Annotated in this window: 26 protein-coding genes and 1 pseudogene; 19 read left to right on the top strand and 8 right to left on the bottom strand. The window is 66.9% G+C overall.

Going from position 1 to position 26,623, the window contains the following annotated elements:
* The first annotated feature begins 37 nt into the window (after nt 1-37).
* From ABGB19_RS08485 to ABGB19_RS08475, 3 genes are all read left to right on the top strand, one after another.
* Nucleotides 38-1,078: an LLM class F420-dependent oxidoreductase gene (locus tag ABGB19_RS08485; protein WP_347685418.1), complete on the top strand. Its 1,041-nt coding sequence runs from the start codon at nt 38-40 to the stop codon at nt 1,076-1,078.
* Nucleotides 1,079-1,221: 143 nt separating this feature from the next.
* Nucleotides 1,222-1,938, top strand: a complete 717-nt coding sequence (locus ABGB19_RS08480) for an acetoacetate decarboxylase family protein (RefSeq protein ID WP_347685417.1) — start codon at nt 1,222-1,224, stop codon at nt 1,936-1,938.
* Nucleotides 1,935-3,128, top strand: coding sequence for a cytochrome P450 (locus tag ABGB19_RS08475; RefSeq protein ID WP_347685416.1), 1,194 nt, complete (start codon nt 1,935-1,937; stop codon nt 3,126-3,128). Before ABGB19_RS08480 ends, ABGB19_RS08475 begins: the two co-directional genes overlap by 4 nt.
* An 84-nt stretch (nt 3,129-3,212) precedes the next feature.
* On the opposite strand, the gene ABGB19_RS08470 is transcribed toward ABGB19_RS08475, so the two are convergent.
* Nucleotides 3,213-4,013, bottom strand: a complete 801-nt coding sequence (locus ABGB19_RS08470; RefSeq protein WP_347685415.1) for a crotonase/enoyl-CoA hydratase family protein — start codon at nt 4,011-4,013, stop codon at nt 3,213-3,215.
* A gap of 69 nt (nt 4,014-4,082) precedes the next feature.
* Here ABGB19_RS08470 and ABGB19_RS08465 point away from each other — a divergent pair, with 69 nt between their 5' ends.
* From ABGB19_RS08465 to ABGB19_RS08455, 3 genes and pseudogenes are all read left to right on the top strand, one after another.
* Entirely contained in the window at nt 4,083-5,735 is a 1,653-nt protein-coding gene (locus ABGB19_RS08465) for an acyl-CoA synthetase (RefSeq protein ID WP_347685414.1), read from the top strand.
* 31 nt (nt 5,736-5,766) lie between these two features.
* Complete coding sequence (locus ABGB19_RS08460) at nt 5,767-6,888, top strand: nitronate monooxygenase family protein (RefSeq protein WP_347685413.1); 1,122 nt, start codon at nt 5,767-5,769, stop codon at nt 6,886-6,888.
* Nucleotides 6,889-6,918: 30 nt separating this feature from the next.
* Nucleotides 6,919-7,140: pseudogene (locus tag ABGB19_RS08455) on the top strand (alpha/beta hydrolase); the annotation flags it as partial.
* Nucleotides 7,141-7,194: 54 nt separating this feature from the next.
* Here ABGB19_RS08455 and ABGB19_RS08450 read toward each other — a convergent pair.
* Nucleotides 7,195-7,911: an LpqN/LpqT family lipoprotein gene (locus tag ABGB19_RS08450; RefSeq protein ID WP_347685412.1), complete on the bottom strand. Its 717-nt coding sequence runs from the start codon at nt 7,909-7,911 to the stop codon at nt 7,195-7,197.
* Nucleotides 7,912-8,075: 164 nt separating this feature from the next.
* Here ABGB19_RS08450 and ABGB19_RS08445 point away from each other — a divergent pair, with 164 nt between their 5' ends.
* Nucleotides 8,076-8,477, top strand: coding sequence for a VOC family protein (locus ABGB19_RS08445; RefSeq protein ID WP_347685411.1), 402 nt, complete (start codon nt 8,076-8,078; stop codon nt 8,475-8,477).
* Here the strand turns inward: ABGB19_RS08445 and ABGB19_RS08440 are convergent.
* The 4 genes from ABGB19_RS08440 to ABGB19_RS08425 are packed head-to-tail and all read right to left on the bottom strand — an operon-like array spanning nt 8,414 to nt 12,982.
* Entirely contained in the window at nt 8,414-9,142 is a 729-nt protein-coding gene (locus ABGB19_RS08440; protein ID WP_347685410.1) for an AraC family transcriptional regulator, read from the bottom strand. The genes ABGB19_RS08445 and ABGB19_RS08440 overlap by 64 nt on opposite strands.
* A 10-nt stretch (nt 9,143-9,152) precedes the next feature.
* On the bottom strand, nt 9,153-10,688 hold the full coding sequence (fadD17, locus tag ABGB19_RS08435) for a long-chain-fatty-acid--CoA ligase FadD17 (protein ID WP_347685409.1): 1,536 nt from the start codon (nt 10,686-10,688) through the stop codon (nt 9,153-9,155).
* A 2-nt stretch (nt 10,689-10,690) separates the two neighbouring features.
* Nucleotides 10,691-11,788: an acyl-CoA dehydrogenase family protein gene (locus ABGB19_RS08430; RefSeq protein WP_347685408.1), complete on the bottom strand. Its 1,098-nt coding sequence runs from the start codon at nt 11,786-11,788 to the stop codon at nt 10,691-10,693.
* Nucleotides 11,789-11,800: 12 nt separating this feature from the next.
* Complete coding sequence (locus tag ABGB19_RS08425; protein ID WP_347685407.1) at nt 11,801-12,982, bottom strand: acyl-CoA dehydrogenase; 1,182 nt, start codon at nt 12,980-12,982, stop codon at nt 11,801-11,803.
* Nucleotides 12,983-13,139: 157 nt separating this feature from the next.
* Here ABGB19_RS08425 and ABGB19_RS08420 point away from each other — a divergent pair, with 157 nt between their 5' ends.
* From ABGB19_RS08420 to ABGB19_RS08365, 12 genes are all read left to right on the top strand, one after another.
* Nucleotides 13,140-13,331, top strand: coding sequence for a ferredoxin (locus ABGB19_RS08420; RefSeq protein ID WP_347685406.1), 192 nt, complete (start codon nt 13,140-13,142; stop codon nt 13,329-13,331).
* A 13-nt stretch (nt 13,332-13,344) separates the two neighbouring features.
* Entirely contained in the window at nt 13,345-14,256 is a 912-nt protein-coding gene (locus ABGB19_RS08415; protein WP_347685405.1) for a 3-oxoacyl-ACP reductase, read from the top strand.
* Nucleotides 14,257-14,526: 270 nt separating this feature from the next.
* Entirely contained in the window at nt 14,527-15,291 is a 765-nt protein-coding gene (locus ABGB19_RS08410; protein WP_347685404.1) for an ABC transporter permease, read from the top strand.
* 28 nt (nt 15,292-15,319) lie between these two features.
* On the top strand, nt 15,320-16,162 hold the full coding sequence (locus tag ABGB19_RS08405; protein WP_347685403.1) for an ABC transporter permease: 843 nt from the start codon (nt 15,320-15,322) through the stop codon (nt 16,160-16,162).
* Nucleotides 16,163-16,174: 12 nt separating this feature from the next.
* On the top strand, nt 16,175-17,374 hold the full coding sequence (locus ABGB19_RS08400) for an MCE family protein (protein WP_347685402.1): 1,200 nt from the start codon (nt 16,175-16,177) through the stop codon (nt 17,372-17,374).
* Nucleotides 17,374-18,411, top strand: coding sequence for an MCE family protein (locus tag ABGB19_RS08395; RefSeq protein WP_347685401.1), 1,038 nt, complete (start codon nt 17,374-17,376; stop codon nt 18,409-18,411). The genes ABGB19_RS08400 and ABGB19_RS08395 overlap by 1 nt, the downstream gene beginning before the upstream one ends.
* Nucleotides 18,401-19,462, top strand: a complete 1,062-nt coding sequence (locus ABGB19_RS08390) for a virulence factor Mce family protein (protein WP_347685400.1) — start codon at nt 18,401-18,403, stop codon at nt 19,460-19,462. The genes ABGB19_RS08395 and ABGB19_RS08390 overlap by 11 nt, the downstream gene beginning before the upstream one ends.
* The gene (locus tag ABGB19_RS08385) at nt 19,459-20,895 is read left to right on the top strand and encodes an MCE family protein (RefSeq protein WP_347685399.1); all 1,437 of its coding nucleotides are present in this window, start codon (nt 19,459-19,461) and stop codon (nt 20,893-20,895) included. The genes ABGB19_RS08390 and ABGB19_RS08385 overlap by 4 nt, the downstream gene beginning before the upstream one ends.
* Nucleotides 20,892-22,052: an MCE family protein gene (locus ABGB19_RS08380; RefSeq protein WP_347685398.1), complete on the top strand. Its 1,161-nt coding sequence runs from the start codon at nt 20,892-20,894 to the stop codon at nt 22,050-22,052. The genes ABGB19_RS08385 and ABGB19_RS08380 overlap by 4 nt, the downstream gene beginning before the upstream one ends.
* Complete coding sequence (locus ABGB19_RS08375) at nt 22,053-23,792, top strand: virulence factor Mce family protein (RefSeq protein WP_347685397.1); 1,740 nt, start codon at nt 22,053-22,055, stop codon at nt 23,790-23,792.
* Nucleotides 23,792-24,481 carry a mammalian cell entry protein gene (locus ABGB19_RS08370; protein WP_347685396.1) on the top strand — a complete coding sequence of 230 codons (690 nt, stop codon included), beginning with the start codon at nt 23,792-23,794 and terminating at the stop codon, nt 24,479-24,481. The genes ABGB19_RS08375 and ABGB19_RS08370 overlap by 1 nt, the downstream gene beginning before the upstream one ends.
* Nucleotides 24,481-24,963, top strand: a complete 483-nt coding sequence (locus ABGB19_RS08365) for a mammalian cell entry protein (RefSeq protein WP_347685395.1) — start codon at nt 24,481-24,483, stop codon at nt 24,961-24,963. Before ABGB19_RS08370 ends, ABGB19_RS08365 begins: the two co-directional genes overlap by 1 nt.
* On the opposite strand, the gene ABGB19_RS08360 is transcribed toward ABGB19_RS08365, so the two are convergent.
* Both ABGB19_RS08360 and ABGB19_RS08355 read right to left on the bottom strand, forming a co-directional pair.
* Nucleotides 24,950-26,446, bottom strand: coding sequence for a trehalose-6-phosphate synthase (locus tag ABGB19_RS08360; protein WP_347685394.1), 1,497 nt, complete (start codon nt 26,444-26,446; stop codon nt 24,950-24,952). The genes ABGB19_RS08365 and ABGB19_RS08360 overlap by 14 nt on opposite strands.
* Nucleotides 26,447-26,611 (bottom strand): hypothetical protein, encoded by a 165-nt coding sequence (locus tag ABGB19_RS08355; RefSeq protein WP_107529025.1) that lies wholly within the window; start codon nt 26,609-26,611, stop codon nt 26,447-26,449.
* Nucleotides 26,612-26,623: the final 12 nt, after the last annotated feature.

Here is a 26,623-nt window from a genome sequence, read left to right as displayed (position 1 = left end):
TAAGAATGGTTTCAAGAACGGGTCTGGAGGCGATCTCATGAAGCTGGGTTTGCAGCTGGGGTACTGGGGCGCGCAGCCGCCGGAAAACCACGCCGAACTGGTCGCCGCCGCGGAGGACGCCGGCTTCGACACCGTGTTCACCGCCGAGGCGTGGGGCTCGGACGCCTACACCCCGCTGGCCTGGTGGGGCCGCGAGACCAAGCGCATGCGGCTCGGCACCTCGGTGATCCAGTTGTCCGCCCGCACCCCCACCGCATGTGCGATGGCGGCGCTGACGCTCGACCACCTCTCCGGCGGGCGCCACATCCTCGGGCTTGGCGTCTCCGGACCGCAGGTCGTCGAGGGCTGGTACGGGCAGAAGTTCCCCAAGCCGCTGGCCCGCACCCGCGAGTACGTCGACATCCTGCGCCAGGTGTGGAAGCGCGAGGCGCCGGTGCGCAGCGGCGGCCCGCACTACCCGCTGCCGCTGACCGGCGAGGGCACCACTGGTCTGGGTAAGAACCTCAAGCCGATCACCCACCCGTTGCGCGCCGATATCCCGATCATGCTGGGCGCGGAGGGCCCGAAGAACGTCGCGCTGGCCGCCGAGATCTGCGACGGCTGGCTGCCGATCTTCTACTCGCCGCGCATCGCCGACATGTACAACGAGTGGCTCGACGAGGGCTTCGCCCGCCCGGGCGCGCGCCGCAGCCGCGAGGATTTCGAGATCTGCGCGACGGCCCAGGTGATCGTCACCGACGACCGCGCCGGGGTGATGGAGCTGATGAAGCCCCACCTGGCGCTGTACATGGGCGGCATGGGCGCCGAGGACACCAACTTCCACGCCGACGTCTACCGCCGCATGGGGTACGCCGAGGTCGTCGACGACGTGACCAAGCTGTTCCGATCAGGCAGCGAGGACGGCAAAGAGCGAGCGGCCAAGATCATCCCCGACGAGTTGGTCGACGACTCGGCGATCGTCGGCGACCTCGCCTATGTGCAGGAGCAGATCAAGGCGTGGGAGGCCGCGGGCGTGACGATGATGGTCGTCGGCGCGCGCTCACCGGAGCAGATCCGCGACCTCGCCGGCCTGGTCTGAGCCAATCGGGCCCGAGCGCTCAACTTTGTACGGTTTTGCGGCCGCAAAACGTACACCGTTGCGCGCTCGCCGGACCGCGGCTCGCGGCGCCCAGGGGTAGACACTTCTTGCTAGTTGTCTAGAACGCGTTCTAGATTGGCGCGATGAGCCAGCACACCATCGCGGGCACCGTCTTGACGATGCCGGTGAAGATCCGCAAAGCAGAGCAACACACGGCGATGTTCTCGGTGGATGCAGACGCCGCCCAACGAATGATCGACTACAGCGGTCTGCAGGTGTGCCGCTTCCTGCCGGGACGGGCGGTCGTCGTCCTGATGCTGATGCACTACATCGACGGAGACCTCGGCCAGTACTACGAGTACGGCACCAACGTGATGGTCAATCCGCCAGGGTCGACCGCCTCGGGCCCGCGGGCGCTGCAGGACGCCGGCGCTTTCGTCCACCACTTGCCCGTCGACCAGGCGTTCACGCTCGAGGCGGGCACCAAGATCTGGGGCTATCCGAAGGTGATGGCCGACTTCACCGTTCGCGACGGCCACACCTTCGGGTTCGACGTGACCATCGACGGGCAGTTCGCCGTCGGCATGGACTTCTCGCCGGGATTCAAGGTGCCGTCGGCGTTCACCTCCAAACCGCAGGCCCACCCGACGTACTCGTACCGCGACGGTGTGGTGCGCAAGACCGTTGGGGAGATGAAGCTGTCCGACGTGCGCTTCCGGTTGGGCGGTGCGCGGGTCCGGCTCGGCGAACATCCCTACGCCAAGGACCTCGCGTCGCTAGGCTTCCCCAAACGCGCGATGGTCTCCAGTTCGGCTGGCAACGTGGAGATGTCGTTCGCAGACGCCCAGGAGATCTCATGACACTCACTAGGCCCGACGTCGACCTCACCGACGGCACGTTCTACGCCGGCGACTCGCGGTCGGTCTACAAGTGGATGCGCGAGCACGAGCCGGTGTTCCGTGACCGCAACGGTTTGGCCGCCGCGGCCACATATGCCGCGGTGATCGAGGCCGAGCGCAACCCCGAACTGTTCTCCAATGCCGGCGGCATCCGGCCGGACCAGCCGGGCGTCGAGATGATGATCGAGATGGACGATCCGCAGCATCTGTTGCGGCGCAAGCTGGTCAATGCCGGCTTCACCCGCAAGCGCGTGAAAGACCTTGAGGGGTCGATCAGTTCGCTGTGCGACACGCTGATCGACAACGTGTGCGAGCGCGGCGAGTGCGACTTCGTCTGGGACATCGCCGCGCCCCTGCCGATGGCCGTCATCGGCGACATGCTCGGAGTCCGGCCCGAGGAGCGCGAGATGTTCCTCAAGTGGTCCGACGACCTCGTCGGCGCGTTGAGCAGCACCGCGGACCCCGAGCAGTTCCAGCTGACGATGGATGCGTTCGCCGCCTACAGCCAGTACATGACCGGCATGATCGAGGAGCGCAAGACCACGCCGACCGACGATCTGGTCAGCGTGTTGGTGCATGCGGAGGTCGAGGGGTCGAAACTCGAGGACCACCAGATCGTCACCGAGGTGCTGCTGCTGCTCATCGGCGGCGACGAGACGACCCGTCATACGCTCTCCGGCGGGACCCGCCAGCTGTTGGCGCACCCGGATCAGCATCAGCGACTGATCAACGATCTCGACCTGCTGCCCAACGCCATCGAGGAAATGCTGCGCTGGACGGCGCCGGTGAAGAACATGGCGCGAACCGTCAAGCGCGACAACGACTTTCACGGGACCGCTCTCAAAGAGGGCGAGAAGATGATCCTGCTGTTCGAGTCGGCCAACTTCGACGAGAAGGTGTTCGAGAGCCCTGAGCTCTTCGATATCGAGCGCTATCCGAACAACCACCTGGCGTTCGGGTTCGGCACGCACTTCTGCCTCGGCAACCAGTTGGCCCGTCTCGAGCTGTCGATCATGCAGACCAAGCTGTTGCAGCGGCTGCCCGACCTGCGGCTCGCGTCCGACGCCGAACTGCCGCTGCGCCCCGCGAACTTCGTGTCCGGACTGGAGAAGATGCCGGTTGTCTTCACGCCGACGAAGCCGGTCGGCTGACGCGGCGAGCGGTCGCCGAATGTAACGCCATTGCGGGATCCGCTGAATTCGCGCCGTGGCGTTACGCCCGCGGCGTGACAGCCGCTACTTCATCGTGAAGTTCGGCGCCCGCTTCTCCTTGAACGCCCGCGGCCCCTCCTTGGCGTCCTCGGACAGGAAGACCTCGATGCCGATCTTCGTGTCGATCTTGAAGGCGTCGTTCTCGTGCAGGCCCTCGGTCTCGTGGATCGACCGCAGGATCGCCTGCACCGCCAGCGGACCGTTGTTGTTGATCAGCTCGGCGATCTCCAGAGCCTTGTCCAGCGCGGTGCCGTCCGGCACGACGTAGCCGATCAGCCCGTACTCCTTGGCCTCGGCGGCGGTGATGTGGCGCCCGGTCAGCAGCAGATCGCAGGCGATGGTGTAGGGGATCTGGCGCACCAGGCGCACCGCCGATCCGCCCATCGGATACAGGCTCCACTTCGCCTCGGAGATGCCGAACTTGGCGCTCTCGCCCGCGATGCGGATGTCGGTGCCCTGCAGGATCTCGGTGCCGCCGGCGATGGCGGGGCCCTCCACGGCCGCGATCAGCGGCTTGGTCAGCCGGCGGCCCTTGAGCAGGCCGTCGATGCGCGACGGGTCGTAGCTGCCGTCCTTGAACGAGTCGCCCGGCGGCTTGGCGGTCGCGGCCTTGAGGTCCATGCCCGCGCAGAAGTAGCCGCCGGCACCGGTCAGGATGCACGAGCGGATCTCCGGATCGTTGTCGACGCGGTCCCAGGCCTCGACCATGATCGAGAGCATCTCGGTGGAAAGCGCATTGCGCGCCTCGGGCCGGTTCAACGTCAGGATCAAGGTGTGTCCGCGCTGCTCAACGAGGGCGTCGGGGCCTTTTTGTGGGTCGCTCACAGGTGTCCGCCTTCCAGCGTCGATGCCACAGACTTGTCTGGAAATGTAACACGTTCTAGTTTAGGTCCCGTGGCCCTGAACATTGCCGATCTCGCCGAGCACGCCATCGACGCTGTGCCAGACCGTGTCGCCCTGATCTGCGGCGACGAACAACTCACCTACGCCCAGTTGGAGGAGAAGGCCAACCGCCTGGCTCACTACCTCATCGACCAGGGCGTCAAGAAGGACGACAAGGTCGGGCTGTACTGCCGCAACCGCATCGAGATCGTGATCGCGATGCTGGGCATCGTCAAGGCCGGCGCGATCCTGGTCAACGTCAACTTCCGCTACGTCGAGGGCGAGCTCAAGTACCTCTTCGACAACTCGGACATGGTCGCGCTGGTACACGAGCGCCGGTACGCCGACCGGGTGGCCAACGTGCTTCCGGAGACGCCGAACGTGACGACCGTCCTGGTCGTGGAGGACGGCAGCGACGACGAGTTCGGCCGCTACGGTGGAGTCGAGTTCTACTCCGCCCTGGAGCAGGGTTCGCCCGAGCGCGATTTCGGTCCGCGCAGCGAGGACGACATCTACCTGCTCTACACCGGCGGCACCACCGGATTCCCCAAGGGCGTGATGTGGCGTCACGAGGACATCTACCGAGTGTTGTTCGGTGGCACAGACTTTGTGACGGGCGAGTTCGTCAAGGACGAGTACGACCTGGCCAAGGCCGCCGCGGAGAATCCGCCGATGGTCCGCTACCCGATCCCGCCGATGATCCACGGCGCCACGCAGTCGGCGACCTGGATGTCGCTCTTCTCGGGCCAAACCACCGTGCTGGCACCGGAGTTCGACGCCGACGAGGTGTGGCAGACGATCGAGAAGTACAAGGTGAACCTGCTGTTCTTCACCGGCGACGCGATGGCCCGCCCGCTGCTGGATGCGTTGACCAAGCTGCACGACTCCGGCCAGGAGCCCGATTTGTCGAGCCTGTTCCTGCTGGCCAGCACCGCCGCGTTGTTCTCGACGAGCATCAAGGAGAAGTTCCTCGAACTGTTGCCCAACCGGGTGATCACCGACTCGATCGGTTCCTCGGAGACGGGCTTCGGCGGCACCAGCATCGTGGCCAAGGGCCAATCGCACACCGGTGGGCCGCGGGTGACGATCGATCACCGCACAGTGGTTCTCGACGAGGACGGCAACGAGGTCAAGCCGGGCTCCGGGGTGCGCGGGATGATCGCCAAGAAGGGCAACATCCCGGTCGGCTACTACAAGGACGAGAAGAAGACCGCCGAGACGTTCAAAACGTTCAACGGTGTCCGCTACGCGATCCCGGGTGACTACGCCGAGGTGGAGGCCGACGGCAGCGTCACGATGCTGGGCCGTGGTTCGCAGTCGATCAACAGCGGTGGCGAGAAGATCTACCCCGAGGAGGTCGAGGCCGCCCTCAAGGGCCACCCGGACGTGTTCGACGCATTGGTCGTCGGGGTGCCCGACGAGCGCTACGGCCAGTGCGTGGCGGCCGTCGTGCACCGCCGTCCCGGCACGAATCCCACGCTCGCGGAGCTTGATTCGTTCGTCCGTCAGGAGGTCGCCGGATACAAGGTGCCGCGCAAGGTGTGGTGGGTCGACGAGATCCACCGGACACCGGCCGGCAAGCCCGACTACCGCTGGGCCAAGGACACCACCGAGGAGCGGCCCGCCGACGACGTTCACGCCAACCACGTGGGGACGTCATCCTGATGGGGCGAGCGAAGCGACGGGAGAAATGAAGATGCACACCGAACTGTGTGACCGGTTCGGAATCGAGTACCCGATCTTCGTCTTCACGCCGTCGGAGAAGGTCGCCGCGGCGGTCAGCAAGGCCGGCGGCCTCGGCGTGCTGGGCTGTGTGCGGTTTAACGACGCCGACGACCTCGAGAACGTCCTGTGCTGGATGGACGAGAACACTTTCGGCTTGCCCTACGGCGTCGACGTCGTGATGCCCGCCAAGGTGCCGCAGGAGGGCACGGCCGTCGACATCGACAAGTTGATCCCGCAGAGCCACCGCGACTTCGTCGCCAAAACCCTTGCCGATCTGGGTGTTCCGCCGCTGCCTGAGGACGAGGATCGCAACGAGGGCGTGCTCGGCTGGCTGCACTCGGTGGCGCGCTCGCACGTCGAGGTCGCGCTCAAACATCCGATCAAGCTGATCGCCAACGCGCTCGGATCGCCGCCGAGGGACGTCATCGACCAGGTGCACGCGGCGGGCGTGCCGGTCGCGGCGCTGGCCGGCAGCGCCAAGCACGCGCAGCGGCACGTCGAGAACGGCGTGGACATCGTGGTGGCCCAGGGCCATGAGGCCGGCGGGCACACCGGCGAGATCGGCTCGATGGTGTTGTGGCCGGAAATCGTTGACGCGCTGGAGGGTAAGGCGCCGGTGCTCGCTGCAGGCGGCATCGGCACCGGCAGGCAGGTGGCCGCCGCGCTGGCGCTCGGCGCGCAGGGCGTCTGGATGGGGTCGGCGTTCCTCACGTCGGCCGAATACGATCTCGGACACCGCAAGCCGGGCGGCGTCTCGACGATCCAGGAGGGCCTGTTGCGGGCCACCTCCGCCGACACCGTGCGACGCCGGATCTACACCGGCAAGCCGGCGCGGCTGTTGAAGACGAAATGGACCGAGGCGTGGGACGCACCGGATGCGCCTGAGCCACTGCCGATGCCGCTGCAGAACATCCTCGTCAGCGAGGCCCATCAGCGGATGAACGAGTCCGACAACCCGGACACCGTCGCCATGCCGGTGGGCCAGATCGTCGGCCGGATGAACGAGATCCGCCCCGTCGCCGACATCATCGCCGAACTGGTGCAGGGCTTCGAGGAGGCCTCGCGCCGACTCGACGGGATCCGCGAAAGCTAGCAAACTTCGCGACCCCGCCCCGTACCATCACCGGATCGGCGGGCTCTCGACTATTTCCCTGCGGTTGCGTCGGCCTACGTCGTCTGCGCGGAGGATCTGATGGTCAACCCCGACTGGTCGAGGCGGGTCGCCCAAGAGCGCCTGGGTGCCGACATCGTCGAGATGCCCGGTAGTCATTCGCCGTTCCTGTCCCGTCCGGAGAACTTGGCAGAGGTGTTGGACGGCCTCGCTTCTCGTCGAGTGTTGGGTTGACGCACGCTCGAGTCGAAAAAACGTGACACAACCCAACACTCGGTGCGCCTAAGGCTAGAAGCTGATCGTGGTCTCCTCATCGATCGCCATCGTCGCGGGGCCGACGAGGTCCGCCTGGTCCTCCAGAGCGTCCGCGTTCAGCTGCAGGACGTAGACCCCGTCGGGTCCGGGGATCACGACCGTCTTCTGCGCGACGAGCTTCGTCTGTCCCTCGGATTCCCAGGTGCCGCCCAACTGGTAGGCCGGGTACTCGCCGAGCGTGCTCGTTTCGCCCTCGTTCATCGCGCTCCAGCCGGGCAGGTTCTGCAGCTCGCCCGGAGCGAGGTCGATGATGGCCTGCGGGTCGACGTTGCCGGTCAGCTTCGAGACGATCGCGACGATGCTCGGTGTGTACTCGGCCGCCTCCGGCCCGTTGTAGACGATTGCGCCGTACGCCCATTCCGGGGTGTCCGCACCCGCGTCCTCCCAACCCTCGGGGAAGGGGAGATCGATGGTCGGCGCACCGGGGTCGCCGCGCCTGACCGGAGTCTCCTGAATGTTGTTCTCGGCGATGTAGCTCGCAATGGTCGGATTCGGACCCGCGGCGTCCTCTTCGCGCGGGGCGACCTTGGCCGTCGAGGGCGCCGCCTTCGCGCTCGTCGTCGAGCTGGTGGTGGCCGTCTCCGAGGCGGAGGTGGTGGGTTCGGACTCGGTGTCCGAGCCACAGCCCGTCAGTACGAGCGTGAGTGCGGCGGCCATCGTGGCCGCCCCCGTGATCGCCGAAAATCTCATAAACCTGACTCCTGTCTGCTCAAGAATTGCCTAGCGAAGCGTAATTCACGATCACCGCTTGCGCGGCTGAGTACTTCTACTCGATCGGAGTTTCCTGGCAAACCGTGATCGCCTGTCCGATCTGTTCACGACAGCGGTCGGGCAGGCGACCTAATGTCGGCGACATGGACATTCGCCCGACATCCGCGGTCTTCCAGATCTTCACCGCCGACCTGCATCGGTCGCTGGCCTTCTACCGTCTCCTCGGACTGCAGGTACCCGATCCCGGCGAGCCTCCGCACGTCGCCCTCTCCCTGCCGGGCGGCAACACCCTGTCGTTCGATGTCGAGGACACCATCGCGGGCATGCATCCCGGGTGGGCGCCGCCGCCGGCCTCCGACAGCCGCCTGGCGCTGGCGCTGGGCCTCGGTACCCCGGCCGACGTGGACGCGCTCTTCGAAAAGGTGACGTCGGCCGGCCACACCGGCGCGCTGCCGCCTTACGACGCTCCGTGGGGCCAGCGCTACGCGACCGTCGCGGACCCGGACGGCAACTGGGTCGACCTCTTCGCGCCGCTCGCTTCCTGACGCAACTCCGTCGAGGGCACTCCGGCCAGCGCGCGAACCTCGCGGTGCAGATGCGGTTGATCCGCATAGCCGGTCCTGGCCGCGACGTCGGCCACCGGCACACCGGCTTTGAGCAATCGCGCTGCCCGGCGGAACCGCAGAATGCGCCGTAGGGTCGCGGGACCGTATCCATAGACCGCGAGGCACTGACGGTGCAGCGTGCGCCGTGACCAGCCGACTTCTGCGGCCACCCGGTCCACGGTTGCTCCGGCGGCCAGCCTCGCGGTCACCAGGTCGAGTAAAGGCATGGGCCACGGTGCCGTCCGGGGTCGTGGCTCTTCGGCGGCCATCCGGGCCGTCAACTCGATCAGTGACCGGACGTGCCCGGGTACCGGACGCACATCGGCCAGTGGCACCCGTTCGTCGCGGAGCGCGGAGGCGGGCGTACCGAGTAACCGCGGCAGAACGCCGGGCCGAAAGCGCAACCCGACGAACGCCTCTGGGCCGCGCATCGCCGTCGAGGCGGCGGTGTCCGGGCCCGCCACGACGATGCGCCCATCCATGCGGATAAGGTCCATGCAGCCGTCCGGCAGCACCCGTACGGGCCCCGGCGGCCCCTGGGTCACCCACACGCATTCGATCAGACCGTTCAACGCCGCGGGCGTGGCGAATTCGCGATACCCCACGACGGCCAGGCTAGCGCCGGATCTCGTACACCGGGTCCGGACAGTCGGTCCCCTCCGCCTGCAACTGCCGCTTGATCACCTTGAACGTCTCGGTTCGCGGCAACGCGCTGCTGATCCTGACGAAAGACGGCCACTGTTTCGGGCCGAGATCGTCCTGCGCGCTGAGGAATTCGCGGAATTCGTCCGGGTCGAACGCGGCGCCTTCGGTCAAGGTCAGTGCCGCCATCACGCGGTCGCCGACGTCGGGTGCCGGGATGCCGTACACCGCCACCTCGACGACGTCGGGGTGCCGCAGCAGCACCCGCTCGATCGGCGCCGAGCCCAGGTTCTCGCCGTCCACCCGCATCCAGTCGCCGAGGCGGCCCGCGAAGTACGCATAGCCGTTCTGGTCGCGGTAGGCCAGATCGCCGCTGTGGTAAACGCCGTCGCGCATGCGGTCCGCATCGGCCTGCGGGTCGTTGTAATACCCCTCGAAACGCCCTGCGTCCGCGGCGTTCACCAACTCGCCGGTCACCCCGGACGGACACGGCTCACCCGTGTCGACGTCGACGATCTGCGTGCCGGGCGGCAGCGGACCGAGCGAGCCCGGCGGGGTGTCGGGCGTGCGGGCGATCGCGATACCACCCTCGGTGGAACCGAATCCGTCCATCACCACCGTGTCGAACCGCTGAGCGAACCGCTCGATGTCCGCGGGCGCCCCCTCGTTGCCGTAGACGGCGCGCAGTGGGTTGTCGGCGTCATCGGGTCGCTCGGGGGTGGCGAGCACGTACGACAGCGGCTTGCCGACGTAGTTCGCATACGTCGCACCGAACCGTCGCACATCGGGCAGGAACTGCGATGCGGAGAACTTGCGCCGCAACGCCAGTGAGCTTCGCGAGGCCAGTGCCACCGACCAGCCCACCAGCACCGCGTTCGAGTGGAACAACGGCATCGAGACGTAGCAGACGTCATCGGGGCCAAGCGAGAAGCGTTGCGTCATCGTGACGCCTGCGATCGCCACTTTGCCCTGACTGCACTTGACCGCCTTGGGATCACCGCTGGTGCCCGACGTGTAGATCAGCATGAACAGATCGCCGGGGTCGGCCTCTCGCACCACGACGGGTTCGTCGGCGAATGCCGCCACCTCGGCCGCCCACTCCGCCGAGTCGACGTTGACGTGGTCGATGTCGCCGACCACTTCGAGAGACGCCGAATCCGCCAGCACGACTTGGCAATCGGCATGCGTGACGTCGCGCTGCAGCGCCGCGCCGCGACGCACCGGGTTCAGCCCCACCGGCACGATGCCGGTCAGCCCCGCGGCGACGAGCACCGCCGAGAAGAACGGCGTGTTCTGCAGCAGCACACCGACATGGGGCGGGCGCCCGGGATCGAGTCGCGCCCGCAGGGCGGCGGCGACGGCGGCGCCGTGCCGAAGATGCTCACGCCACGAGGTGAACGAAACGGTGTCGTCTTCTCCTCGCCCGAGAGGCTCGTCGGTGAAGTACACCCCGCGATCGTCGACGTGGATCAGCGGCGTCAGCAGGTCCGCGACGGTGGGCAGGCCCACGGCTAGACGGGCGTGTCGGCCAGCTCCCGGCCGATGCGCAGCAACTGTCCGGTGGCGCCGCCGACCGCGAACTCCGTCTGCTTGGCCGCCAGGAAGTAGCGGTGCACCGGATGGTCGGTGTCGATGCCGACGCCGCCGTGCACATGAACCGTGGTGTGAGCGACGCGGTGGCCGGCATCGGCGGCCCAGAACGCCGCGGTGTTGACGTCGACGTCGGCGGACAGGTCCTCGGAGAGCCGCCAGGCCGCCTGGGTCAGCGTCAGGCGCAACGCCTTGACGTCGATGTAGCCGTCGGCCAGCCGCGACGACACGGCCTGAAAGCTTCCGATCGGCCGGTCGAACTGTTCGCGCTCGCGGGCGTACTCCGCGGTGAGCTCCAGCGCCCGTTCCAGCACGCCGAGCTGAAAGGCGCTGCGGCCCAATGTCGCACGCACCGTCAACCAGGCGAGCGCATCGGCATCACCGACGACGCGGTCGGCACCGACCTCGACACCTTGCAGCTCGAGATGCCCGATGCTGCCGCGCCCCGTCGTGCCCAGCGACTCCACCGTCACACCGGCGTCCGCGGCCGCCACGAGGAGAACCTTGGTGCCCGAGTCGGTCTCGGCCGGCACCAGGAACGCATCGGCCACCGGACCGTACGCGACCTGGGTGCGCGAGCCGGTGAGCCGGTAACCCGCACCGCCGGCCTGAGCCTGCACCGGACCCTGACCCATCTCACCGTCGAGCGCCACGGTGAGGATCTTGTCGCCCGTCACCGCGGGCACCGCCCACTGCTGCTGCAGCGGCTCCGCGCCGAACTCGGCCAGCGCGCCTGCGCCGAGCACGGCGGACTCCAGGTACGGCACCGCCGAGAGCTGCCGGCCGAGCGCGACCAGCACGGCGACCTGCTCGAGCACGCCGAATCCGCCGCCGCCCAACGCTTCCGGCGCCGCTGCCGACAGCACGTCGGCCTCGATCAGCTTGCCCCACAACTCGCGGTCGAAACGTTGCTCGAGCCCGTCGAGCTCGCGCTGGCGCTCCGGCGTGACGACGGACTCGGCGATGGTGCGGACCAGCCCGCCGAGATCCTCCGACGCTTCGGTTGTCTTGAAATCCATGTCGACGATTCCTTACCGGTTCACTCGGGGCAGGCCGAGCGCGACCATGCCGATGATGTCGCGCTGAATCTCGTTGGTGCCGCCACCGAACGTCAGGATCAGGCAGCTGCGGTGCATGCGCTCGACACGCCCGCGCAGCAGCGCGCCGGGGGTATCGGGGCGCAGCGTCGCGGCGGTGCCGAGCACCTCCATCAGCAGTCGGTAGGCCTCGGTGGCCAGTTCGGTGCCGTACACCTTGGCCGCCGACGCGTCCGCGGGCGACGGCGACGCCTCGTCGGAGGACGCGAGCTCCCAGTTGATGAGCTTGAGCACCTCGGCCTTGGCGTGCACCCGGGCCAGGTTCAGCTGCACCCACTCCGAGTCGATCAGCCGGTTGCCGTGCACATCCTTGGTGTTCTGGGCCCACTCGCGAACCCCGTTGAGCGCCATGAAGATCGGCTGTGCCGAGACCAGTGCCACCCGCTCGTGGTTGAGCTGGTTGGTGACCAGCTTCCAGCCGGCGTTCTCCTCGCCGACCAGGTTGGTCACCGGCACGCGCACGTCCTGGTAGTACGTCGCGCTGGTGTCGACGCCCGCCATGGTGTGCACCGGCGTCCAGGAGAAGCCCTCGGCGGTGGTGGGCACGATCAGCATCGAGATGCCGCGGTGCTTCTTGGCGTCGGGGTTGGTGCGCGCGGCCAGCCAGACGTAGTCGGCGTAGGCGATCAGGCTCGTCCACATCTTCTGGCCGTTGATCACGTAGTCGTCGCCGTCGCGGACCGCGGTGGTGCGCAGCGACGCCAGGTCGGTGCCCGCACCCGGCTCGGAGTAGCCGATCGAGAAGTGCAGGTCGCCCGAGGCGATCTTGGGCAGGAAGAACTTCTTCTGTTCCTCGGTGCCGAACGCCATGATCGTCGGGGCGACACTGTTGATGGTCAGGAACGGCACCGGAACGTTCGCGATCGCGGCCTCGTCGTTGAAGATCAGCCCGTCCATCGGCGGGCGGGCCTGGCCGCCGAACTCCTCGGGCCAGGACAGCGTCAGCCATCCGTCCTTGCCCATCTGCGCGACGGTCTCGCGGTAGACGTTGCCGCGTCCCATCTCGCCGTCGTTCGACGCCAGCGCCTCGGCCCGCTCGGGGGTCATCAGCTTGGTGAAGTAGGCCCGCAGCTCGCGGCGCAACTCGTCCTGCTCTGGCGTGTAGCCGATCCGCATCGCCTTGTCCTAACTTCTCCAGGGGCACGATCTAGCATTCGAGCTGCAACCGGTGGTCCAGCCCGGGTTCACCCCCGGTTGTAACACGTTCTAGTCTGAGGGTCCAGGCCGGTGCCAGACTGGCATCGGGGGTGGACCCGATCGCGAGGAGGTTGTGATGCGCGTAGAGGTTGACCGTGATCGTTGTGAGGGAAACGCAGTGTGCGTGGGAATCGCCCCCGACCTGTTCGAGCTCGACGACGAGGACTACGCCGTTGTGAAGGCCGACCCGGTGCCTGCCGACCAGGAGGACCTGGCCGAGCAGGCCATCGCCGAGTGCCCTCGCGCAGCGTTGATCCGCAGAGACTAGAGGTATTCATAAATTGACGTCTAACGATTCCGCGAACGACCTTTACGGACGCGTCGCGGTGGTAACCGGTGCGGCCGCGGGCCTGGGCCGTGCGGAGGCCGTCGGGCTCGCCCGCTCCGGCGCCACCGTCGTGGTCAACGACATCGCCGCCGCACTCGACAAGTCCGACGTGCTCGACGAGATCTCCGCGGCGGGCGTCAAGGGCGTCGCGGTCGCCGGCGACATCAGCGAGCGGTCGACGGCCGACGAACTCGTCGAGACGGCCGACGGCCTCGGCGGGCTGAGCATCGTCGTCAACAACGCGGGCATCACCCGGGACCGGATGCTGTTCAACATGTCCGACGAGGACTGGGACGCCGTGATCGCGGTGCACCTGCGAGGACACTTCCTGCTGACCCGCAACGCGGCGACCTACTGGCGCGCCAAGGCCAAGGAGAACGACGGTCAGGTGTACGGCCGCGTCATCAACACGTCCTCCGAGGCGGGCCTGGTCGGGCCCGTCGGCCAGGCCAACTACGGCGCCGCCAAGGCCGGCATCACCGCGCTGACGCTGACCATGGCGCGCGCGCTGGAGAAGTACGGTGTGCGGGCCAACGCCATCGCGCCGCGCGCCCGCACCGCCATGACCGCCGACGTGTTCGGCGAGGCACCGGAGCTCGCGGACGGCCAGATCGACCCGCTGTCGCCCGAGCACGTCGTCAATCTCGTGCGCTTCCTGGCTTCACCGGCGTCGGAAGGGGTTAACGGACAGCTGTTCATCGTCTACGGTCCAACGGTGACGTTGGTGGCAGCGCCGACCGCGGAGGCCCGATTCAACGCCGAGTCGGACGCCTGGGATCCGTCAGACCTGTCGACGACGTTGCGCGAGTACTTTGCTGGCCGTGACCCACAGAAGTGTTTCTCGGCCACCGCACTGATGGACTAGCAAGACTGGCAGTCTGGGTTGTCAGCTGGGGGTTGTACTAGAACGCGTTCTAGAATGGCCCAGATCACACCCGTCCTGACCAGCGCAAAGATCACCATTCCGACTACTTTTACAGTTCTTTGACACTGCGAACGTGTTCTAGTTAGTATGATCCGGCTCACTAAGAGCAACGCTTAGACAAGGGGTGGGAAGCCTGCCGCGGCAACGAGTTTCACTTCTTCGCCACAGCGCACGCGCCGAACACTCCGCGCCCCGAGAATGGAGCCGAGGTTGATCGAACAGCTCGCGGCACCGGCTCGGGCCGTGGGCGGGTTCGTCGAAATGTCCTTCGACACTTTCGCCAAAACCTTTCGGCGCCCGTTCCAGTTCCGGGAGTTCCTCGACCAGACCTGGATGATCGCGCGGGTGTCACTGATCCCGACGCTGCTGGTCGCGATTCCCTTCACCGTGCTGGTCGCGTTCACGCTCAACATCCTCCTTCGCGAGATCGGCGCCGCCGACCTCTCGGGCGCGGGCACGGCGTTCGGCACCATCACCCAGCTGGGGCCCGTCGTCACCGTGCTGGTGGTGGCCGGCGCCGGCGCCACCGCGATCTGCGCCGACCTCGGCGCCCGCACCATCCGCGAAGAGATCGACGCGATGCGCGTGCTGGGCATCGACCCGATTCAGCGGCTGGTGGTGCCCCGCGTGCTGGCATCGACCTTCGTCGCGCTGATGCTCAACGGCCTGGTCTGCCTGATCGGCCTCTCCGGCGGCTACGTGTTCTCCGTCTTCCTGCAGGGCGTCAACCCCGGGGCCTTCATCAACGGGCTGACGGTGCTGACCGGGCTCGGCGAGCTCGTCATGGCCGAGATCAAGGCCCTGCTGTTCGGCGTCGTGGCCGGGCTGGTGGGCTGCTACCGCGGGCTGACGGTCAAAGGCGGCCCCAAGGGCGTCGGCATCGCGGTCAACGAGACCGTCGTCTACGCCTTCATCTGTCTGTTCGTGATCAACGTGATCATGACGGCGATCGGCGTCCGGGTGTTGGTGCGGTGATGAGCGCTCGCGCGAAGTACAGACGATCATGAGTTACGACGTCACGGTCCGCTTCCGCCGCTTCTTCAGCGGCATGCCGAAGGCTGTCGACACCGTCGGTGAACAGGCGTTGTTCTACGGCGAGACGATTCGCTACCTGCCCAACGCGGTGACCCGGTACCGCAAGGAGACCATCCGCAACATCGCCGAGATGACCATGGGCACCGGCGCCCTGGTGATGATCGGCGGCACGGTCGGCGTTGCGGCGTTCCTCACCCTGGCCTCGGGCGGCGTCATCGCCGTGCAGGGTTATTCGTCGCTGGGCAACATCGGAATCGAGGCACTCACCGGCTTCCTGTCGGCCTTCCTCAACGTCCGCATCGTCGCGCCGGTCATCGCCGGTATCGCCCTGGCCGCCACCATCGGCGCGGGCACCACCGCGCAGCTCGGCGCGATGCGGGTTGCCGAGGAGATCGACGCCGTCGAGGCGATGGCCGTGCACTCGGTGTCGTATCTGGTGTCGACGCGGCTGATGGCCGGCATGGTCGCGATCATCCCGCTGTACTCCCTGTCCGTGCTCGCGGCGTTCTTCGCGGCCCGGTTCACCACGGTCTTCGTCAACAAGCAGTCCGCGGGGCTCTACGACCACTACTTCAACACCTTCCTGGTGCCGACGGACCTGTTGTGGTCCTTCCTGCAGGCCATCGTCATGTCGATCGCGGTCATGCTGGTGCACACCTACTACGGCTACACCGCGTCGGGCGGCCCCGTCGGCGTCGGTATCGCGGTCGGCCAGGCGGTGCGCACCTCACTGATCGTCGTCGTGACCATCACCCTGTTCATCTCACTCGCCGTGTACGGCGCGTCCGGCAACTTCAACCTCTCCGGATAGGCGCGCAGGACGATGGCAGACGGAGACGCGAAGCGCAGCCACGTGAGGATTGCCGCGGCGATCCTGGTGGCGATTCTGATTGCCGCGACCGTGTTCACGTACCTGTCGTACACCGCGGCGTTCACCGCGGTGGACACCGTCAACGTGACGTCGCCGCGCGCGGGCCTGGTGATGGATCGCGACGCGAAGGTCAAATACCGCGGCGTGCAGATCGGCGAGGTGAAGGCGATCGAGTACGCCGGCGACGAGGCCAAGCTGACGCTGGCGATCGACCGCAGCCAGATGCGCTACATCCCGGCCAACGCGACGGTGCGCATCGGCAGCACGACGGTGTTCGGCGCCAAGGCCGTGGAGTTCCTGCCGCCCGCGGAGCCGAGCGGTCGGCTCGAGCCCGGTGACACCGTCGCGGCCAAGGATGTCCAGCTCGAGGTCAACACGCTGTTCCAAACCCTCTCGGACGTCCTGCAGAAGATCGACCCGATCAACCTGAACGCCACGCTGAGCGCGCTGGGCGAGGGGCTGCGCGGTAACGGCGACGACCTCGGCGCGACGCTGGCCGGCCTCAATTACTATCTGCAGCAACTGAATCCGAAGCTGCCGACGTTGCAGGAGGATCTGCGCAAGACCGCCGTAGTGGCCAACATCTACGGTGACGCAGGCCCGGATCTCGCGCGCATCTTCGACAACGCCCCCGCGATCAGCGACACGATCGTCGACGAGCAGGACAACCTCAACGCGACGCTGTTGGCCGCCACGGGCTTGGCCAACAACGGAACCCAGACGCTCGAGCCCGCGGAGAACGACTACATCGCCGCGATCCAGCGGTTGCGGGCGCCGCTGAAGGTGGCGGGCGACTATTCACCGGTGTTCGGCTGCTTGTTGAAGGGCACCGCGCTGGCCGTCGACCGGTTCGCTCCCGTCATCGGCGGCATCCGGCCCGGCCTGTTCGTCGCGTCCAACTTCCTGCCCGGTTCACCGGCGTACACCTATCCGGAGAGCCTGCCCATCGTCAATGCGACGGGCGGTCCCAACTGCCGCGGTCTGCCGGACGTGCCGAGCAAGCAGTTCGGCGGATCCTGGTACCGCACACCGTTCCTCGTGACCGACAACGCCTACGTCCCGTATCAGCCGAACACCGAGTTGCAGTTCGACGCACCCTCGACGCTGCAGTGGCTGTTCAACGGGGCCTTCGCGGAAAGGGACGACTTCTGATGCGGGGCGACAGGACGCTGCTCAACGTGGGCATCTTCACGGTGGCCATGGTGCTGGTCGCTGTGCTGCTCGTGGTGGTGTTCGGTGAGTTCCGGTTCACGGCGGAGAAGGGCTATCACGCGACCTTCACCGACGCGTCGCGGCTCAAGGCGGGTCAGGACGTCCGGATCGCCGGTGTGCCCGTCGGCACCGTGAACGACGTGAAGCTCAACCCGGACAACACCGTCGACGTGGCCTTCGACATCGACAAGCGCTACGAGATGTACACCTCGACGCGGGCGGTGGTCCGCTACGAGAACCTCGTGGGCGACCGGTATCTCGAGATCACGTCCGGGCCGGGTGAGCTGCGCAAGCTGCCACCCGGCAGCACCCTGCCGAAGGACAACACCCAGCCCGCGCTCGATCTCGACGCGCTGCTCGGCGGGCTGCGGCCGGTGCTCAAGGGGCTCGACGGCCAGAAGGTCAACGAAGTCAGCAACGCGGTCATCGAACTGCTTCAGGGTCAGGGTGGTGCGCTGTCGAATCTGCTGTCGACCACCAGCGCGTTCACTCAGAACCTCGCGGTCCGCGACCAGTTGATCGGCGACGTGATCAACCATCTCAACACGGTGCTGGCGACGGTCGACGAGAAGGGCGCGCAGTTCGACGCCAGCGTGGACCAACTCCAGAAGCTCGTGACCGGCCTCGCCGAAGGGCGTGATCCCATCGCCGGCGCCATCGGTCCGCTGGCGTCGGCCGAGAACGACCTGACCGACATGCTGCAGCAGTCGCGCAGGCCGATACAGGGGGTCATCGAGAACGTCCGCCCACTCGCACAGCGCCTCGACGAGCGTAAGGCCGACGTCAACAAGGTGATCGAGCCGCTCGCGGAGAACTACCTGCGGCTCAACGCACTTGGTGCGTACGGTTCGTTCTTCAACATCTTCTATTGTTCGACGCGTATGAAGATCAACGGACCCGCGGGCAGCGACATCCTGATTCCGCTGGGTGGTCCGCCGGATCCGTCGAAGGGGAGGTGCGCGCCCAATGTCGGGTAGGCCCGGAGAGTCGAATCCGTTGCGCACCGGCATCTTCGGCATCTTCCTGATCGTCTGCCTGGTGCTGGTGTCCTTCGGCTACAGCAGCCTGCCCTTCTTCCCGCAGGGCAAGCCGTACGAGGCGTACTTCACCGATGCGGGCGGTATCTCGCCCGGCAACGACGTCAACGTGGCGGGTATCAACGTCGGCAAGGTGACCGGTGTCGAACTGGCCGGTGACACCGCCAAGGTGACCTTTACCGTGGACCGTGACGTCAGGGTCGGCGACCAGTCGATGGTCGCGATCAAGACCGACACGGTGCTCGGTGAGAAGTCACTTGCCGTCACCCCGCAGGGTGGCGGGGAGGCGACGGTGATCCCCCTGGGCCGGACCACGACTCCGTACACCCTCAACACGGCCCTGCAGGACCTCGGCCAGAACGCCAGCGAGCTCGACAAGCCGCGGTTCGAGCAGGCGCTGCAGACACTGACCGACTCGCTGCGTGACGCGACCCCGCAGTTGCGCGGTGCCCTGGACGGCGTGGCGAACCTGTCGCGCAGCCTGAACAAACGCGACGAGGCGCTCGAACAGCTTCTCGGACATGCGAAGCGGGTCTCCGACACACTGGCCCAGCGTGCCGGTCAGGTCAACCAGCTGATCGTCGACGGCAACCTGCTGTTCGCCGCGCTCGACGAACGGCGTCAGGCGCTGAGCAACCTGATCGCCGGCATCGACGATGTCTCCGAACAGCTTTCCGGCTTCGTGGCCGACAACCGCCGAGAGTTCAGGCCCGCACTGGAGAAGCTGAACCTGGTGATGGACAATCTACTCGAACGCCGCGAGCACATCAGCGAGGCACTCAAGCGGCTGCCGCCGTACGCCACCGCACTCGGCGAGGTGGTCGGTTCGGGCCCCGGCTTCCAGATCAACCTGTACGGCCTGCCGCCGGCCCCATTGGCAGAGGTGCTGCTGGACTTCTATTTCCAGCCCGGCAAGCTGCCGGACAGCCTCGCCGATTATCTGCGCGGCTACATTTCCGAGCGCCTGATCATTAGGCCGAAATCGCCATGACGCAACCGACTTCGACTCCGAACCGCCGTCGCTGGCTGCGGCCGGCGCTGATCGCCGTGCTGGTCATCACCCTCGTCGTCGGCGTCTTTCTGGTGTGGCCATCGCGGACCGGCAGCAAGTTGACGGCGTACTTCACCTCGGCGGTGGGGTTGTATCCGGGGGACGAGGTCCGCATCGTCGGTGTGCCCGTGGGGACGATCGATTCGATCGACCCGCGGGCGAGCGACGTCAAGGTGACCATGACGCTGGACAACGGCATCCGGGTCCCCGCGGACGCGAAGGCGCTCATCATCGCACCGAATCTCGTTGCCGCGCGGTTCATTCAGCTCACCCCCGCCTACACCGGCGGCGCGACCATGGCCGACGGTGCCGAGATCGCGCTCGACCGCACCGCGGTGCCGGTCGAATGGGACGAGGTCAAGGAGCAGCTCACGCAGCTGAGCGCGCAGCTCGGGCCCAAGCCGGGGTCGATGCAGGGCCCGCTGACCGCGTTCGTCAACCAGGCCGCCGACACCTTCGACGGCAACGGCGACTCGTTCCGCCAGGCGCTGCGCGAGCTCTCGCGGACCGCCGGCCGGCTCGGCGATTCGCGCACCGACCTGTTCGGCACCATCCGCAACCTGCAAGTCCTCGTGAACGCGTTGTCGAACAGCAACGAGCAGATCGTGCAGTTCTCCAACCACGTCGCGTCGGTGTCGCAGGTGCTGGCCGACAGCAGCGCCGATCTGGACAACACGCTCGGCACGCTGAACCAGGCGCTGGCCGACGTGCGCGGTTTCCTCAACGAGAGCAACGGGGCGCTGATCGACCAGGTCACCAAGCTGGCGGATTTCACCAGCATCTTGACCGAGCGCAGCGACGACATCGAGCAGATCCTGCACATCACGCCCAACGGCCTGTCGAACTTCTACAACATCTACAACCCGGCCCAGGGCACCGTCGGTGGTCTGTTGACGCTGCCGAACTTCGCGAACCCGGTGCAGTTCATCTGTGGTGGCGCATTCGAGGCCGCCCCGACGCCCGACAACTACAAGCGCACCGAGATCTGCCGCCAGCGCATGGGGCCGGTGTTCAAGCGAATCGCGATGAACTTCCCGCCGCTGCTGTTCCACCCGATCAACAGCATCACCGCTTACAAGGGCCAGATCATCTACGACACTCCGGAGACCGAGGCCAAGGCGGAGACGCCGGTGCCGTATCTGCAGTGGCAGCCTGCCCCGGGCGTCGCCCCGCCTCAGCTGTCCGGCGATATGGACCTCAGCTCGCTGATCGTGCCGCCCGCGCCGGGCGCGGGCCCGGCGCCCGCGGAGACGTCGCACGCCGGTGGTCCCGCCGAGAACCTGCCCGCAGAAGCGCCCGCTCCCGCGGACCCGAACGCGCCGGTGGCTCCGGTGCCGATGCCTGCCCCTCTTCCGTCCGGAGGTGCGCCGTGATCCGCAGGGTGATCGCACTGACGACCTTGGCGGTGCTGCTGGCCGGCTGTTCGTTCGGTGGGCTCAACTCGCTCAACATGCCGGGCACGGCCGGCCACGGCGCTGGTGCGTACAAGATCACCGTCGAGTTGCCCGATGTGGCGACGCTCCCGCAGAACTCGCCGGTGATGGTCGACGACGTCACGGTGGGCAGCGTTTCGGGCATCGAGGCGGTGCAGCGGTCCGACGGCACCTTCTACGCCGCGGTGCAACTGTCCCTGGACAGCAATGTCGACCTGCCGGAGAACGCCACCGCGAAGGTGGCACAGACGTCGCTTCTGGGCTCGCAGCACATCGAGTTGGCCGAGCCCGGCGATCAACCCGGCATCGGGAAGCTCAAGAACGGCTCCAACATTCCGCTCGACCGCACTGGTCGCTATCCGACCACCGAGGAGGTGCTGTCCTCGCTGGGCGTAGTGGTGAACAAGGGTAACCTCGGTGCGCTACAGGACATCACGGATGAGACCTACAACGCGATCGCTGGGCGGCAGGGCACCTTCACTGACCTGATCCCCAGGCTTGCCGAGCTGACGAGCTCGCTCGACCGGCAGACGGCGGACATCATCGCCGCGATGGAGGGACTCAACCGGTTCGCGGGTGTGCTGGCGCGCAGCAGGGATTCGCTGGGCCGCACGCTCGACAGCCTGCCCGCCGCCTTGCAGGTGTTGAATGACAACCGCGCCAACATCATCGACGCATTCGGCGCGCTGCAGCGCTTCGCCACCGTGGCGTCGCGGATCCTGGAGCAGACCAAGGACGACTTCGCCGCGGACTTCAAGGACCTGTTCCCGGTGATCAAGGCATTCAACGACCATGCCGACTACTTCATCAAGGACCTGGAGCTGCTGCCGACGTTCCCGTTCCACTACAAGTACCTGAAGAACGCGGTCCGCGGTGACTACCTCAACGTCTACACGACATTCGACCTCACCATCCGCCGCGTCGGCGAGTCTGTCTTCACGACCTCGTGGGGCCTCGACCCGAACATGAAGCGCATGCACGAAGTCATCACCCCGCCGGACTTCATGACCGGCTCGCTGGCGAATCTGTCCGGACAGGCCGCGGATCCGTTCAAGATCCCGCCGGGTACGGCGACGCAGCACGGGGAGGGACCCTAGATGCTGACCCGGCTCACCCGATTCCAGCTGTCGATCTTCGCGATCGTCACCGTGCTCACCGTCGGCGCGATCACGATCTTCTACCTGCAGTTGCCCGCGGCCGTCGGGATCGGCACCTACAAGGTGAGCGCGAATTTCGTCGCTGCCGGCGGCCTGTACGAGAACGCGAACGTCACCTACCGCGGCGTGACCGTCGGCAGGGTGATCTCCGTCGGTCTCGATGACGACAGCGTCATCGCCGACATGCGGCTGAACAGCGGGACGCCGGTGCCCCAGAACGTCACCGCAACCGTGAAGAGCGTCTCGGCCGTGGGCGAGCAGTACATCGACCTCGTGCCGCCGGAGGACCCGTCGCGCGCGACGCTGCGGGACGGCGACAACATCGGCGTCGACCGCACGGCGATCGGCCAGGATGTCGCCGGCCTGTTGCAGGAGGCCGACGATCTGGTCAGCAGTGTCGGCGACAGCCGCATCCAGGACCTGTTGCGCGAAACCTTCAAGGCGTTCAACGGATCCGGACCGGAACTGGCCAGGTTGATCCAGTCGTCGCGGCTGCTGGTGGATGAGGCGAACGCCAACTACGGGCAGACGACACAGCTCATCGATCAGGTCGGGCCGTTCCTCGACGCGCAGATCCGCAGCGGCGACGACATCCGGTCGTTGGCCGACGGGCTGGCTCGCCTCACCACCGAGGTGGCCAACGCCGACCCGCAGTTGCGCACGACGCTTCAGACGGTTCCGGGCACCGCCGCCGAGGCGAACGAGTTGTTCAGCGGTATCCGGCCGTCCTTCCCGGTGCTCGCGGCCAACCTGGCGAACTTCGGGCGCATCGGCGTCATCTACCGCAAGTCCTTGGAGCACTCCCTGGTGGTGTTCCCGGCGCTGATGGCCGCGCTGCTGACCGTGGGCGGCGGTTTGCCCGCCGATGAGGGCGGCAAGCTCGACTTCAAGATCCATCTGCAGGATCCGCCGCCATGCCTGACCGGATTCGTGCCGGCGAGCGACATGCGTTCACCCGCCGACGAGACACTGCGCGAACTGCCGACCGACCTGTACTGCAAGGTGCCGCACAACGATCCCAGCGTGGTGCGCGGCGCGCGCAACTATCCGTGCCAGGAGTTCCCGGGCAAGAGGGCTCCGACGATTCAGCTGTGTCGTGATCCCAACGGTTATATCCCCATCGGAAACAACCCGTGGCGTGGTCCGCCGGTACCGCTCGGCACCCCGATGGACGTGATGGAGGACGATACGCCCGAGGATGGGCGAAACATTCTGCCGCCCAACAAGTTTCCGTACATTCCACCTCAGGTGGACCCCGACCCCGGCGCTCCGGCGGTACACCTGCCGCCTGGCGTCCCGCCCGGTCCGGGCCCGGCGCCGCATGCCCCGTTCCCGCTGCCGACGCCACCGAACGAGGTCCAGCCGACGCTGCCGCCTGCATGGCCGTTCTTCTCGCCGCCGGACCAGGTCGTGCCCCCGTACGGCAGGACACCGCCGCCTCCGGCGGGCCCCGTCCCCGCACCGCCGCCGCCGCCCGGTGTCGCACCGCCGCCGCCGCTGCCCGCCGAGGCCGCGCCGATGGCTGCGGGTACCGGCATGGCGCCGAGCATCGCGACCTACGACCAGAACGGCACGTTCGTCGACCCCGAGGGCGGAAGTGGCGTACTTGCGGCCGGTACTGACAAACTGGCGCCTGCAGAAAACTGGGTTGATCTGATGCTGGCTCCAAGGCAGGCGTGATGACGGAAGACACGGCTTCGACGGCAACAGCGCCGAGGCCCAATGGACGTCGGCGTGCATCCCGCCCGGCCGGACCTGCGAGCGGCGAGAAGACGGCGGCCGCCGTCCGCGTCGACGGGCCGACGACGCGGGTCCGGGTGGCCAAGCCGACCGCGCCGCCACCGCGCAGGCAGCCGAACCGCAGGCTGGTGGCGGCGCTGTTCATGGCCGCGGCAGTCGTGGGGGTCGCGGTGCTGGTCGCCGTCAGCGCCGTGATGGTCGTCCAACAGCGCGATGCGGACGCCGCCAGCACGCGTGACCAGCGCTTCGTCGACACCGCGACACAGTTGGTCGTCAACATGTTCAGCTACAACCAGGACACCATCGACGCCAGCGTGGACCGCTTCGTCAACAGCACCAGCGGGCCGTTACGCGCGATGATGACCGAGGGGGAAAACACCGAGAACCTCAAGATTCTGTTCCGAAGCACAGAGGCCAGCGCCGAAGCGGTGATCAACGGTGCGGCGTTGGAGAAGATCGACGAGGTGTCGAAGAACGCCGCGGTGCTGGTGTCGGCGCGCGTGACGGTGACCGACCTGGACGGCAACAACCAGCCCTCGCAGCCGTACCGGCTGAGGGTCATCGTGCACGAGGACGACAACGGCCACATGACGGGCTACGACCTCAAGTACCCCGACGGGGGCAACTGATGCGTCGTGTCGTCGGCACGGTGTCGGTGCTGTTGGCGGTCGCGTTCGTGGCGCTCGCCGGGGTGGGCGGCTGGCTGTACTGGAATCGCGTCGAGGAGCGTGGCGAGCAGGCCGCGGTCGACGAGCTCGGACCGTTGGCGGAACAGCAGATTCCGAAGGTGTTCGGCTACGACTACCAGACCGTCGAGCGCAGCCTCACCGAGGTTTATCCGCTGCTGACTCCGGACTACCGCCAGGAGTTCGAGAGCCGTGCGACCAAGGACATCATCCCGCAGGCGCGGGAGCGGCAGCTGGTCAGTCAGGCGAATGTCGTTGGCGTCGGAGTGATGACGGCACAACGGAATTCAGCATCTGTGATGGTCTTCATGAACCGCACCGTGACCGACGAGTCGAAAAAGCCCGTCTACGACGGCAGCCGGTTGCGCGTCGACTACCAGAGGATCGACGGCAAGTGGCTGATTCAGTACATCACTCCGATCTAGCCGGCTGATCGGACTCGGATTCGATTGTCCGCTCGGCGGACGGCGTGGACGAGAGCGCGTCGAGGAACGACCGCGCCCAGCGGTCGACATCGTGGGCCAGCACCTGCCTGCGCAGCGCCCGCATCCGGCGCCTGCCCTCTTCCGGTGACTGCGTCAGCGCCGCCTCGATGGCGTCCTTGACCCCGTCGAGATGATGCGGGTTGGTGAGGTAGGCCTGTCGTAATTCCCACGCCGCGCCCGTGAATTCGCTCAGCACCAGCGCGCCGCCCAGATCGCTGCGGCACGCCACGTACTCCTTGGCGACCAGGTTCATGCCGTCGCGCAGCGGCGTCACCAGCATCACGTCGGCAGCGACGAAGAACGCGATGAGCTCCTCGCGGGGGACCGGCCGGTGCACGTAGTGCACGATCGAGTGGCCCACTTCGGCGTGCTCGCCGTTGATGTGGCCGACCTGACGCTCGATGTCCTCGCGCATCTCCTTGTAGCTCTCGACGCGCTCACGGCTCGGGGTCGCCAATTGCACGAAGACGGTGTCGGTGCGGTTGACCCGGTTCTCGTCGAGCAGTTCGGAGAAGGCCTTGAGCCGGACGTCGATGCCCTTGGTGTAGTCCAGCCGGTCGACACCGAGCAGGATCTTGCGTGGATTGCCCAGTTCGCTGCGAATCTCCTTGGCGCGCTGACGAATAGCGCGTGAGCGGGACTGCTGATCGAGAGCGGTCGAGTCGATGGAGATGGGAAACGCGCCGACCTTCACGGTGCGGAAGCCGACATTGACCTCACCGAAGCGGGACCGGACGCCGATCGACGCGCGAGACGTGTTGGCGCCCACCAGCCGTCGCGCCAGGATCAGGAAGTTCTGGGCACCACCCGGCAGGTGGAACCCGACCAGATCGGCACCGAGCAGGCCCTCGATGATCTCCGTTCGCCACGGCATCTGCATGAACAGTTCGACCGGTGGGAGCGGGATGTGCAGGAAGAAGCCGATGGTCAGGTCCGGGCGCAGCATCCGCAGCATCTTCGGGACCAATTGGAGTTGATAGTCCTGCACCCAGACCGTCGCACCCTGTGCGGCACTCTTCGCGGTCGCCTCGGCGAAGCGCCGGTTCACCTCGACGTAGGTGTCCCACCACTGGCGGTGGTAAATGGGCTTGACGATCACGTCGTGGTACAGCGGCCACAGCGTGGCGTTCGAGAAGCCCTCGTAGTAGTCGGCGACTTCGTCGGCGGAGAGGTTGACCGGGCACAGGTGCATGTCGTCCTGCTCGATCGGCTCGTCACCCGCATCCGGCACGCCCGGCCAGCCGATCCAAGCTCCCCGCCGACGGCGCAGTAGCGGCTCCAGGGCGGTCACCAACCCGCCCGGGCTTCGCTTCCAGGTGGTGCTGCCGTCGGGCAGCCGCTCCATGTCGATCGGCAGCCGGTTGGCGACCACCACGAAGTCGGCGTCACCGGAGCCGGCCTGCCGACCGCCCCCCTGACTCACTTACGCCTCGAGTTTCGACGGTCCAATGCCGAGCATCGAGAGGAAGATCCGACATTCGTCGGCATCGTTCGCGTAGGCGGCGACGACGCGCCGCGCCTGGCGTGCGGTGCTGTCGGCGAGTGGTTCGACGTCGCCGAGTTCGGCGGGATCAGATTTCGCAGGCATGAGACAACTCTA

Origin of the sequence: Mycobacterium sp. B14F4, assembly GCF_039871645.1 — a bacterium.
Taxonomy (GTDB): Bacteria; Actinomycetota; Actinomycetes; order Mycobacteriales; family Mycobacteriaceae; genus Mycobacterium.
The sequence above is the reverse complement of the archived record's forward strand: the minus strand, read 5'-3'. Positions and strand labels throughout refer to the sequence as shown.